This is a genomic window from Desulfitobacterium sp., from assembly GCF_034927245.1.
In the GTDB taxonomy this organism is placed as follows: domain Bacteria; phylum Bacillota; class Desulfitobacteriia; order Desulfitobacteriales; family Desulfitobacteriaceae; genus Desulfitobacterium_A.
The window spans coordinates 59,557-72,095 of record NZ_JAYFQK010000020.1; the positions used below are offsets into that span (position 1 = coordinate 59,557).

Below are 12,539 nucleotides of genomic sequence, written 5' to 3' on the forward strand. Positions count from 1 at the left end.
CCTATGTCCTTCGAAACTATTCTATCCATTATTGAGCATATTAATGTAATGTTTCGACATTTCAAGCAAATGTCCTCCATAAATATGTCATAACTGCGGCAGATGCACAACGACCCTACTCCTTAATTCTATTATACATATTTAACATATCCGTTTCCGACATAATCTTAGGTACAGGATATAATGGGTTGCTTTCGGCAAGCGCACGCTTTGCCATTACCGGTATATCGCTGTCAGTAATACCGCTTACCTTTTTGGGTATTTCCATGCTTTCATTAAGTTTTTCGATCTCTTGGATGAATTTTAACGCCTTTTGTTCCACAGTATCACCGATTAACGCAATTCCTGCCCAATCGGCCAGCTCTGCTAAGGGTTTATACGCAGTTGCTCCGTAGTATTTTAAGACATAGGGTAGAATAATGGCATTCGCTAAGCCATGCGGGATTTGGTAAAATCCGCCGAGTGTATGTGCTATCGCATGGACATTACCGACATAAGCTCGTGTGAAGGCTATTCCCGCATAGAAAGAAGCCTTTTGCATATTCGCACGCGCGGCAAGGTTTGTCCCATTCGAATAGGCTTCATAAAGATTTTCAAAAATAAGCTTGACCGCCTCCCGAGCATACTTTTTCGTCTGTCTTGTATTGCTTCGGCCAATGTATGCTTCAACAGCATGGGTCAAGGCATCAAGACCCGTAGCAGCGGTAATATGAGGCGGGAGTTCTACGGTAAGCATTGGATCAAGAATTGCATAAAGAGGGATAAGTGAGATATCATTGATAGGATACTTTTCATGAGTCCGACTATCGGTAATCACGGCCGCAAGTGTTGTTTCACTCCCCGTACCGGCTGTTGTGGGAATTGCAAACAGGGGCGGAATCTTACGCCTAACTTTAAATAAGCCCTTCATTTGAGAAATGCTTTTTTCCGGTCTTGCTATACGGGCACCTACGCCTTTAGCACAGTCCATAGGTGATCCCCCGCCAAAGGCAACAATTCCCTTGCATCGGTATGCTTTGTACATTTGTAATGCTTCCTCAATATTATCAATCGTAGGGTTTGGAACTGTCTTGTCATACACTGCATAGTCGATGCCTTGATCTTTTAACCCCTTGAGCAGTTCGTCCATCAGTCCTAAGGATGAAATCACTGGGCCGGTTATAATCAAGACCGCTTCGATGCCCTTACTTTTAATGATTTCCGGAAGCTCTTGAAGACTATTTTCGCCCTCTAATAATTCCGGCTGACGCCAGGGCAGGAGGTTACTCAATACTTTTAAAGTGACTTGATATGTTCGGCAATACAGTTTATACATTCATAACCTCCTCTTTCCCCTATCGTGCTATAGGACCCGTTCTTTACTGTTTGTAAAATTGAATGGTTAATGCATTTCCTTCAATAAAACTACGGATTAAGAGAGTCGTATCCGTATTATTCCTGAATTTAAAGTCAAGCACAGGAAAGGCTACTGTTGCATCCCGACCGGGTGGAACGTAACTGACTGGCAAAGAGTGAGGATGTCTTTCAATAACTTCTAGATGGGCAAGAAGCACTGTATTATACAGTGTGGAAGAAACTTGGCAGATTCCCCCGCCCAGTCCGGGAGCAAAGGCATCTCCTTCAATAATCAGCGCCTCTTTATACCCCGCTTCACTTGTTCGCTCACCAACACTCTCATTGAATGAAAAGCGTTCACCGGGGGCAAGCTGTTTTCCGTCAAGTGCTTTTGCTGCAAGACGGATATTCTCGGTACGGTTAACTTGACTTGAGTCAAATTGAGTCGAATATTGGGCGATAGGCACCGGTTGTTTAACGGTGAGATTAAGTTTAATCGATTTGTCATATCCATCTACGATTCCCTCAAAGACATATACCCCGGGTTTGCCGGTATCAACCGATGTAGAGCTCCACTTTACAGGCACATCAAAAGTATCACTGTTATAAAGCTTAGCTTGAACCGTTTTCGGCAAAACATAAGTTTCGTTTTGAGTAACCGCCGTATTTATATCTTCTACAAAGCATATATTTGTTCCTTTTACTTTTCCTGAAATCAAGTCACTTGTATTTTCGATGATCTCACTCGGTACAACGCCGCTTCCACCAAAGGCCACAATGTTTGGGCTTACATGGTTCTCACAAAGCCTTTCCAGATATCGTGCTGTAGATTTTGGCAATGATGGTACAGAGGGATCAATAAAGAGGATGGGGTCTCCATATTTTGAGGCAACAGCACTGCCTGCCAAAGCATCGGCGAATCCGTAACCGTTAGCTAGGTAAACTGTTGATGGACTCGGTGCAAAGGTTTCCGCAATCGTTGTATTCGTATCAAAGCGGGATTCGCCTGTTAACCGTTCAACACTCGCATCAGGTAACAACTCCCTAATTTCTGATTGGACATGGTCTGAAATTACTCCTGTTCCCCCGGTGATATAGACTTTCGCAGGCTTCGTTTCATCAATATAGTTTCTTATCCTTGCGGGGAGTGTATCTTGGGAAGTTAATAAAATAGGCCAGCCATTATTCGCGGCAAAGCTTGAAATACTTAGGGCATCCGCATAGTGTTCACCTGGGGATATCACGACTGTCGATACTGATTTGTCATTAAGGGATCTCGCTATCTTATACGAGGTATCATACCTATCTAAGCCGATAATCCTCACTATATTTCTAAAACCAAGATCATTAAGACGTGTCTCAAATTCCGTACCTATTATGCCGGCACCACCGATGAGATAAATCGTGCCTGTTGGTTCTAGATGAACACGAACATAGTCAAGGGCATCTTTAAAACTATCGCTAGATGGATCAACGAGGAGGATAGGGGCCTCCTTTTGAAAAGCTAAGACACTGGCCGATAATGCATCAGCGAAATCATTGCCCGTTGCCAATATGACATTCTTGACCTTTTCGTTTGCATAATATTCAGAGATAGCTTTAGCCGTCTCATACCGTGTGTCCCCTGCAAGCCGATACGTCCTTATTATTGGCGGTGCATCAACAGCGGGATTTAAACTATCCGCACCATAAACAGGTAGGCCGATAAAAAGGCTGCTCCATAAAACTAAAATAGATATGGGTATCTTCGTATTCACCTCAACGCCACTCCTTCAAATTCGAAATCCGAATAATTATCTCATGTTGAAGAAGTAAAGCCTGTCGAAAGAGATGCTAGTCTATCGTATTATTAATGGTAAAACAACCCCAAAGAACAAATATTCGAAACCATCACCTTTTTCATGCGCGAAAATAGATAATATACTGTTTAATACCCCATTTAAAGCTGATCAGCATTACAAACGGGTTCAGCTTTTATTACGCTGAACCCGTTTTTTATCCTACTTATTTAGTACAGGGTGTAAGGTTATTTCTCCATTTTTCTTATTTTTGGTATCTTATTTTAATTTGGGATATAATAATTAAAAAATTAGTCTAGGAAAGAAGGTGATGCCCTTGACAACTAACAGAACCCCCAATAGATTAGCTCAAGAAAAATCTCCATATCTCCTCCAGCACGCGTATAACCCCGTAAACTGGTACCCCTGGAATGAAGAGGCTTTTCAAAAAGCGAAAACAGAGAATAAACCTGTTTTCTTATCTATTGGGTATTCGTAGTGGTTTATATCCACATGTCACTGGTGCCACGTCATGGAACGCGAGTCTTTTGAAGACACGGAAGTCGCGGAGCTGCTCAACCGCAGCTTTGTCGCAATCAAGGTTGATCGTGAAGAACGGCCTGATATCGATCACCTGTACATGGAATTCTGCCAGGCTTTAACCGGTTCAGGGGGATGGCCGTTAACGATTCTCATGACACCTGAAAAGCAGCCCTTTTACACGGGAACTTATTTTCCCAAACACAGCCGCTACGGGCGACCCGGACTTGTCGACATCCTCAGCCAGGTCAGTGAACTTTGGGAAAAAGATGAAGAGAAACTTCGAAAATCCGCTAAAGAAATCATAAGAGCCATTACCTCTCCTAAAAAGCAGGGGCTTCTTGAACCTCAAAATTTAGGAGACAATTCCCTTGATTTCAGATCCTGGGCAAGTGATCTGATTGAACAAGCTTACCAAACCTTAGCCAAGAACTTTGATTCCCGCTTTGGCGGCTTTGGTCAAGCTCCCAAGTTTCCCTCCCCCCATAACTTGACTTTTCTGCTTCGCTATGCCAAAGACCATCCGGAAAGCCAAGCAAATACGATGATTCGAAAAACCCTTGATTCGATGGGTCAAGGAGGGATCTATGACCATATTGGCTTTGGGTTTGCCCGCTACTCTACAGATCAAAAATGGCTTGTGCCCCATTTTGAGAAAATGCTCTATGACAATGCCTTGCTTGCTATTTCATATATAGAAATGTACCAAGCGCAAAAGGAACCCCGGGATGCCCAAAAGGCAAAAGAAATCCTAACTTATGTTCTCCGTGATATGACTTCACCGGAGGGAGGCTTTTACTCTGCGGAAGACGCTGATTCCGAAGGAGTAGAAGGCAAGTTTTATGTCTGGACACCTGCAGAAATAGATGAAGTGCTCGGGAAAGATCGTTCTATGCTCTTCTGTGAGGCCTTTAATATTACTGTTACGGGAAATTTTGAAGGTAAATCGATTCCGAATCAGCTTTCTGTAAGTTTAGAAGAACTCGCCAGGAAGCATCATCTCAGCTTTGAAGCGCTCACCGCCCTGTTAGAAGAGGATCGCCAGAAACTTTGGCAGTCACGGGAAAAACGGATTCACCCCCATAAGGATGATAAAATTCTAACCTCCTGGAATGGGATAATGATTGCTGCCTTAGCAAAAGGCGGACAAGTTTTGGGCGATGCTCAATATATTCAAGCCGCTGAGAAAGCGGCGCACTTCATATTAGAAAACCTTTGTCCCAACGGACGACTATTGGTCCGTTTTCGTGAAGGAAATGCTGCCTATCTCGGCTATCTCGATGATTATGCCTTTTTCATCTGGGGGCTTCTCGAACTCTATATGACCGGCGGCAAATCTCAATACTTAAAAATGGCGCTCTCCCTCCAAGAAAAGCTTGACACCCTTTTTATGGATGAAGAAGCCGGCGGATATTATCTAACAGGCTCTGATGCAGAAGAACTCCTTCTCCGTCCCAAAGAAATCTATGATGGGGCACTTCCTTCAGGTAACTCGATCACAGCGCTTAATCTTCTTCGGCTTGCCCGCCTCACCGGGGATGAACGATGGGAACTAAGGGCAGAACAACAACTTCTTTCCTTTCGTTCCACCCTTGATAAATACCCCGCCGGCTATACTGCCTTTCTCCAAGCCCTCCAATACGCGCTGCATCCCAGTCAAGAACTCCTCTTTGTCGGTCCACTTGACCATCCCGGACTTTTACCCTTAAAGCAAACCTTCTTTTCACAGTTTTTACCCTATTCTTCATTGCTTTACCATGACGGAACGCTTGGAGAACTTCTTCCCTGGGTTCAAGATTATCCTTTAGAGCCTGACAAAGTATTGGCCTATTTTTGTACAAATTTCACTTGCCAAAAACCTGTCGAATCACCGGGTGAACTCGAAACCCTGCTCAAAAATAGTATCAAGAATACTTAATGAAATCCAAGCAGCAAAATTGCGTTATCCGAAAAAAGCTAAATTCCAATAAAGAAGGGACAGATCAGATTTATTTCAATCCGATCTGTCCCTTCCTATTATATTTTTTTATCTATTTTCCACTGTAACTATCATAATAGACGGATGTTCAGCTAAATTAACATCAACAGGCTGGCGCAAGCGGCTATCCCCCTTATGCGTCATGCGTACAAAGGGGCGAGTCGGGAATGATGGATTTTGACGAATAACATTGCCCCGCAATCCGTTGCTTAACTCTATACCACACCCTGAGGGATAAACAGCAATGCATTTTGAAAAAACATCAAGGACCCTAGGTTCAAAATGCGTCCCCCGTTGAGCCATAACATATTCAAAAGCTTCGTGGGGCTGCATTTCATTTCGATATACTCTTTTGCTCGTTAATGCTTCGTAAACATCTGCAATAGCTGTGACTCTCCCAAACTCATGAATCTCGGTTCCTTTGAGTCCGCGCGGGTAACCTGACCCGTCCCATTTTTCCTGATGCTGGTAGGCAATATGAGCGGAGAGCAAACTAAAATCTTGATTTTTACGTAAAAATTCAAAACCATAAATTGTATGTTTTTTAATTTCATCAAATTCAAAATCTGTTAATGGTCCTTGTTTGTTCAGAATTTCTTGAGGAATTTTCATCTTTCCAACATCATGCATAATAACTCCCATTCCAAGTTCTAAAAGCCGTGCATTAGACCAACCCATGGCAATCCCCTCAAGAAGGGCAATCACTGTTGTATTGATGGAATGGCGATAAGTGTAACTATCGTAATCTCGAATTTCAACAATATTACTTAAGATATCACGGCTGGACATAAGATCATTAATCATTTGCTCAATTACGGCTTGAATCTTTTCCACGCCAAGTGTATTTAATTGACCATCTTTTATATAATTAGTTAAATTACTCATTGTGGAGAAGGCCTCTTCCCGTGTTTGGGCCGAAATCCCGGTATAAATCTCCACATCATCAAACAAATCGTCTTCAATAAATAAAACATCAACCCCCATCTGGATTAAACGGTTAATATAGGAGCGCATTAACGGAATTCCGGATTGGAGCATAACATTACCATATGGACTTATGATTGGGCGAGCCAAAACCTCTCCCTCTTTAACGTAATTAATATTGACTAAACGCATTGATTTACAAACCTTTCAGTAATTAAAGTAATTAGACTTAATATAATTATTGAAATATTTATTTCGGGGAATATTATTATATTCCTCCTTAATTTCAACTTCTGTTCCGGTTATTTCTTTAAAGCATTTTCGTACAAAGAACCGTTCCCTTCAGTTCAATAGGACACAGACATGAATAGCCTAATTTTTGAAATTTGGGTAAAAGAGGTTCCGAACCGCTCTTCTCCGAAAACATATACTTTATGGAATAAGCATTCCACTTCAAGGCAACCCTCTCTGCAAAGTTAAGCATTAGCATGCCCAGATCTTGGTCATAGCTTTTGGGTTTAATATAAAGCAGGTCAATGGTCACAGCGGCCTCTTTTTTCGTAAGAGAAATAAGTACCGCGATCGAATCGTCATCGTCACGGTAATAGTAAATCCGTCCATTTCGGTTAACGTGATCCCAATACTCCCGTTCGTCCCCTATCACTGAAACAAGTGACAGTCCGTAAATATTCTGCCAATCCAGACTTAATTCTTCAGTCACTTTTTCGAGTCGAGTAGAGGATACTTCATATATATGGTTCATTTCTCTTACCCCCTATTTACGTCATTCTCTATGTAGTTATTCTTTTACAAAAATGATTGCTAAAAAAGGAATGCATAACAATTAAGAACTTACTATATTTATTTTAGCATTAATTTCGAGGGCATGCTTCAATTTACTTATGAATAGAAAAAACCTTCGGAATATCCGAAGGTTTTTTCGACTGAACGGGAAATTGCAAACTCTACCTGACTCTAATTCTCTCACCCGGATAAATTAGATTAGGGCGGTGACGTAGTCTAGGATTCAAATGAAGTAGATGATGAACATGGGTATGATGGTGTCTAGCTATTCCATGAAGGGATTCTCCCCGACGTACTATATGATGCATAGGATTGTTCCTCCTTTTATTACCAGGTTAATCCATTATATGTAGGGACAAAATTTTCAAGTGCAAGTACTTATGAAGATTTTCAGAGATAAAATAACACAAAAAACCGAGGGATCATAACCTCGGTTTTTATATATGTAGCCTAGTTAGTTTTATTTTCATATTTATCAATAAAGAGCCGGCCGTCATTCTCAAGTTCTGCGTATAAAATTTCATTTACCGAATTAAACCCGGCTTTTCTTATTTGTTGGTAAACCCATTGATAACTTATGTTTAACTCCAGAAGGTTTTTCTTGACTATTTTCCCTTCCACAATAATCTCAGTCGGCAAAATACTTCTGCCACCTTTTATGTTCAAATCCCGCTTTATAACCGTTTGTTTATCCGGCTTTTTCAGTACACTTAGATGACCATCAGTTTCCATAATTGCATAATCTACATCCGTTAATGAAAAAACATTGCAATTTCTGAGCATTGTAAGTAAGCTCTCTAAATTTAACCTCATTTTGGACATCGCCTGTTGTTGGATTTTTCCTTTCTTAATGATTATAGTTGGTTCTCCATTAAAAATTCTTCTGATTCTTCCCGATTTTAAACTAATAAACTCAACAATAATTGTTAATCCCGTCCACACAACTAAACTAATTAAACCTTCAAGAATCTTTATATCTTTCTCACTTGCAAGCTCAGCAGCAATGTTACCGAAAGTAATCCCTGTTATATAATTAAAAAACGTGAGATGGCTTAGTTGTTTTTTTCCTAAAATCCGCGTCAGAATTAAAAGGACAAAAAAAGCGAGTATAGTGCGAAGTAAAATGTCATAGTGCATTCTGTATCGCCCCGATCAATCCCCATTCATTGTATACCTCGCCTATAGTATGCCCAAGCCATTTTATTCTATGAAGTTTGTACGGGTTAGGTAATACGCCTGATCCGCTTTTATTAAAAGATTATAAAAAGAAAAAGCCCTTAATATCAAGGGCTTGAGTGTTTAAATATTGGTGCGGTCAAGAGGACTTGAACCTCCACGATATTGCTATCACTAGGACCTGAACCTAGCGCGTCTGCCAGTTCCGCCATGACCGCGTAACAGAGATTATTATATGGCTTGGTTTAAAAAAAGTCAATAGAATATCGTAAAACTTATATAGACCTTATCTCTTGTGTACATACTATCAACGATAATCATAAAAAGTATCGGGGTAGATAAGAATGGGGGAAACACAAAATGACGAAACCTGACCTTATCCGTCTAGAGATTGAAAAAGTCTATGGACAGATTAGTCCATTTGAATTAAAAGATCAACTAATCAGCCTTGCCGAAGACAGTCGCCAAAAGGGTACCCATACCTTGCTTGATGCAGGAAGAGGTAACCCCAACTGGACTGCCGCTGCTCCCCGCGAAGCTTTCTTTACTTTTGGTTTATTCGCGGTTGAAGAAACGCGCAAAGTTTGGAATCAGGGGGATCTTGCGGGAATGCCCCGGCATGATGGAATTGCCGAACGATTTTATGGTTATGCGCAAAATCATGCAGACGCTCCGGGAATGGACCTTCTCCGAAAAATGATTGATTACGGGATTCAAACTAAAGGTTTTAATCCCGATGATTGGGTCTATGAACTGGCGGATGGTATCATTGGCGATAACTATCCCCTGCCTGACCGAATGCTTGTTCATGTCGAAAAAATAGTAAAAGATTATCTTACCCAAGAACTATATAGTCTCAATCCTCAAACTCCCCATCTAGATTATGATATATTTGCCGTTGAAGGAGCAACGGCGGCAATGTGCTACATTTTTGATTCTTTAATCGCTAATAACCTATTGGCCAAAAAGGATAGCATTGCCGTGATGGTACCTGTCTTTACCCCGTATCTTGAAATTCCGCATTTACCGCGTTACGATTTCAAAATTGTGCCTATCAACGCTTCAGAGGTGACCTCTGACGGCACTCACACATGGCAATATCCGGAATCCGAAATTGAAAAACTAAAGGATCCCGAAATTAAAGCATTATTTATCGTCAACCCCAGTAATCCTCCTTCCGTGGCAATGAGACCGGAAACAGTAGAACACATCAGGTTAATCGTCAACAAACATAATCCTGATCTAATGATTATTTCGGATGATGTATACGGAACATTCGTCGATAACTACCATTCCTTGACTGCTAGCTTACCCTTTAATACAATCGGAGTTTATTCGTTTTCCAAATTTTTTGGGGTCACCGGATGGCGCCTGGGGGTAATTACCCTGCAGCAAAAAAATGTCTTTGATCACTTGCTCAAGAAATTGCCGGAAAAGCTGCAATTGAAAGCCAAAAAACGATATGAATCTCTCTCGACCCACCCTGGAGATATCCGTTTCTTGGATCGGGTAGTTGCCGATAGCCGTCAAGTTGCCCTTAAGCATACGTCGGGCTTATCAACTCCCCAGCAGGTTCAGATGGCTTTTTTTGCTCTTTTCACCTTGCTTGATAAAGATAATCGCTATAAGGAATTAACGAAACAAATCTGCCGTCATCGTCAAAAGTTGCTATTTGACAGTCTTGGACTGGATTTACGTCCTGACCCTTATGACGCGGCCTATTACACTGAATTTGATCTATTAGAATGGGCAACCCATTATTATGGAGATGATTTCGCTAAATATTTGCATGAACAATATAAGCCTATTGATATTTTGGTCCGCCTCGCAGAAGAATCTTCCATCGTCTTATTAAATGGCGGCGGCTTCCACGGACCGGAGTGGTCAATCCGAATATCCCTGGCTAACCTTAAAGATGAAGATTATTCGCATATTGGTCAAGCGTTGCATCGTATCCTTGAAATGTATATTGACAATTGGAAGAATTCCGCTCCTATGCCCAAGAATTAGGGCAAAGATTTCGGGATTATAACGAATGAGGGCATTGTCATTTTCGGAGAAGGCAACCCCTCTAACCGACCGCGTACGGCTCCTGAAGTTTTCATTAGCTCATTAATTTCCCCATACTGAAGCGCCTTCGCTGGGCAAGCCCTAACACAAGCCGGTTTTTCTCCTTGATCCTGAAGAGGATAACAAAAATGACATTTACTGATTGCGCCCGATTCCTCACCGAATTGCGGTGCATGGTAAGGACAGGCATATAGACAATATTTACAACCCACACAACGCTTTTTGTTATGAATGACAATCCCGTCTTTCTCACGTTTCGAATACGCTCCTACAGGACATACCGACGCACAAGCCGGATCTTCACAATGGTTACAACTCATGGACAGATTATGCTGATCACCAATAATGAGCTTGCGCCACTGAACACCTTCCTCCCAATTATTGGCCTGTTTGCAAGCTTGAACACAAGCCCCGCACATAATACATTTCGTTTCATCATATAGAAAACCGAGTTGTTTTTTTCTATCGGTAGCCGTTTTTGTTTCAGCTTCTGCCTGCGCAACTTTTCCGGGAAGAATCCCTAGCGCCAGGGCTCCTCCCATAAAGAAACCGCCTTTTATAGCATTTCGACGGGTTAATCGGATCTGTTTTACCCTATCCATTAAATGAACAGCCCCTTTCTTTTTGGCATGTAAACTTTTTAGATAATTATAACATATAATTGATATACTGGTATTTATTTACATATACTAATTTTTATGATATTAATTAGTAGTAAAGAATTTAACTTTTTATTCCTTTTCATGTGAATTTAATAATTTAGTTATCGGACCTTGATTTTACAGCTCATAACATTCGCGAAGCTTAATATATTTTAATGAGCTAATTCAATGATTCAGGCCCATCATGAGGGGGTGTACTTACAGTTTTACCAAAATATAAAAGTTAAGAAAGGAAGGTAATCCATGAAACCAAAGAAGCTTCTGCTTATTGCCTTGGTTTCCCTTACAACTCTCGTTGTTTTGTCCGGATGCGGGAAGGCAAAACCAACGGTAACCGAACCTGAAAATCCAGCTCAGCAGATCTCAACTCAACTTAAAGCCTCAAGCATTATCGACCAAGTCCGAGAAAGTCAACATTTTAAAATGTTTCCAACGTTAATTAATGAAAAAGAGAAAGACGCCAATTTCGACTATTCGGACTTATGCCTCCGTTGCCACTCTGAAACGGCTATTCTAAAGGATCCTAACGCCAAATTGACTGATTTCTTTAAAGGTGGGAAATATGCCACAGATCGTGAAGGCATCACTTGCTTAGTCTGCCATAATGTCGGAGGCGAAGAAATGATTTCTCTCCGTAAGCTAGGTTGGGAAACCTGCACCACCTGTCATACCTCCGGCGATACGGTTACACTTGGGAAAGAAGTGCACCACTCACAAAAGGAAATGATTGAAGGCATCGGCGTTGGCGTCGTCCCCACAACACCCTCGTACAAATGGGTGGCCATGAAAGATTCTTTTTCCTGCACGGATTGTCACGTCACCAACGGGGTTAAACATGATTTCATGGTTCCCGGTGTAACAGCTACCTATGATGACTTAGGAACGACCCGAACAGGTACAAAGATGGATTACGCCAAATTTGCGGATATGTTCAAACAAGATAAGTGTGTTACCTGTCATTATGATCCTTCTTCCACGATCTCTAAAATCCAACAACGTCAAACGGAAATCAGTCAAAAAATAGAAGCTCTAAAACCGAAATTTGATAGTTGGGAAAAGAAAGTCCAGTCCCTTGACCCCAAAGATCCAAAAGTCGTTCAATTTAACGCTGCCCGTACGTACTATATGTATGTCACCTCAGATGCTTCCAAAGGCGCGCATAACTATGCGTTAAGTAAAGCACTTCTACAGCAAGCGGAAATTGAGATTAATAAATTGAACTAATTTTTGATTGGAAAAATCGTTTGAACGATTCAAAACCTAAAAACCGTA

8 protein-coding genes, 1 tRNA gene and 1 pseudogene are annotated in these 12,539 nt (G+C 41.4%); 3 read left to right on the forward strand and 7 right to left on the reverse strand.

What is annotated here, in order from left to right; all coding sequences use genetic code 11:
• Positions 1-115 precede the first annotated feature (115 nt).
• The gene (locus VB077_RS05755; RefSeq protein WP_323414270.1) at positions 116-1,315 is read right to left on the reverse strand and encodes an iron-containing alcohol dehydrogenase; all 1,200 of its coding nucleotides are present in this window, start codon (positions 1,313-1,315) and stop codon (positions 116-118) included.
• Positions 1,316-1,358: 43 nt separating this feature from the next.
• Positions 1,359-3,092 (reverse strand): cell wall-binding repeat-containing protein, encoded by a 1,734-nt coding sequence (locus VB077_RS05760; RefSeq protein WP_323414271.1) that lies wholly within the window; start codon positions 3,090-3,092, stop codon positions 1,359-1,361.
• 352 nt (positions 3,093-3,444) lie between these two features.
• Between VB077_RS05760 and VB077_RS05765 the strand changes: the two are divergent.
• Positions 3,445-5,571: pseudogene (locus VB077_RS05765) on the forward strand (thioredoxin domain-containing protein).
• A 108-nt stretch (positions 5,572-5,679) separates the two neighbouring features.
• Here VB077_RS05765 and VB077_RS05770 read toward each other — a convergent pair.
• The 4 genes from VB077_RS05770 to VB077_RS05790 form a co-directional block, all read right to left on the reverse strand.
• Positions 5,680-6,747 (reverse strand): HD-GYP domain-containing protein, encoded by a 1,068-nt coding sequence (locus VB077_RS05770; protein WP_323414272.1) that lies wholly within the window; start codon positions 6,745-6,747, stop codon positions 5,680-5,682.
• 118 nt (positions 6,748-6,865) lie between these two features.
• Positions 6,866-7,318, reverse strand: a complete 453-nt coding sequence (locus VB077_RS05775; RefSeq protein WP_323414273.1) for a hypothetical protein — start codon at positions 7,316-7,318, stop codon at positions 6,866-6,868.
• A 491-nt stretch (positions 7,319-7,809) separates the two neighbouring features.
• Positions 7,810-8,496, reverse strand: coding sequence for a DUF421 domain-containing protein (locus VB077_RS05785; RefSeq protein ID WP_323414275.1), 687 nt, complete (start codon positions 8,494-8,496; stop codon positions 7,810-7,812).
• 170 nt (positions 8,497-8,666) lie between these two features.
• Positions 8,667-8,753 (reverse strand) — tRNA-Leu (locus tag VB077_RS05790).
• Positions 8,754-8,895: 142 nt separating this feature from the next.
• Between VB077_RS05790 and aspD the strand changes: the two genes are divergently transcribed.
• Positions 8,896-10,545, forward strand: coding sequence for an aspartate 4-decarboxylase (gene aspD / locus VB077_RS05795; protein ID WP_323414276.1), 1,650 nt, complete (start codon positions 8,896-8,898; stop codon positions 10,543-10,545).
• On the opposite strand, the gene VB077_RS05800 is transcribed toward aspD, so the two are convergent.
• Complete coding sequence (locus tag VB077_RS05800; protein WP_323414277.1) at positions 10,542-11,207, reverse strand: 4Fe-4S dicluster domain-containing protein; 666 nt, start codon at positions 11,205-11,207, stop codon at positions 10,542-10,544. The genes aspD and VB077_RS05800 overlap by 4 nt on opposite strands.
• Positions 11,208-11,510: 303 nt before the next feature.
• Between VB077_RS05800 and VB077_RS05805 the strand changes: the two genes are divergently transcribed.
• Complete coding sequence (locus tag VB077_RS05805) at positions 11,511-12,491, forward strand: hypothetical protein (protein ID WP_323414278.1); 981 nt, start codon at positions 11,511-11,513, stop codon at positions 12,489-12,491.
• The last annotated feature ends 48 nt before the right edge of the window (positions 12,492-12,539 follow it).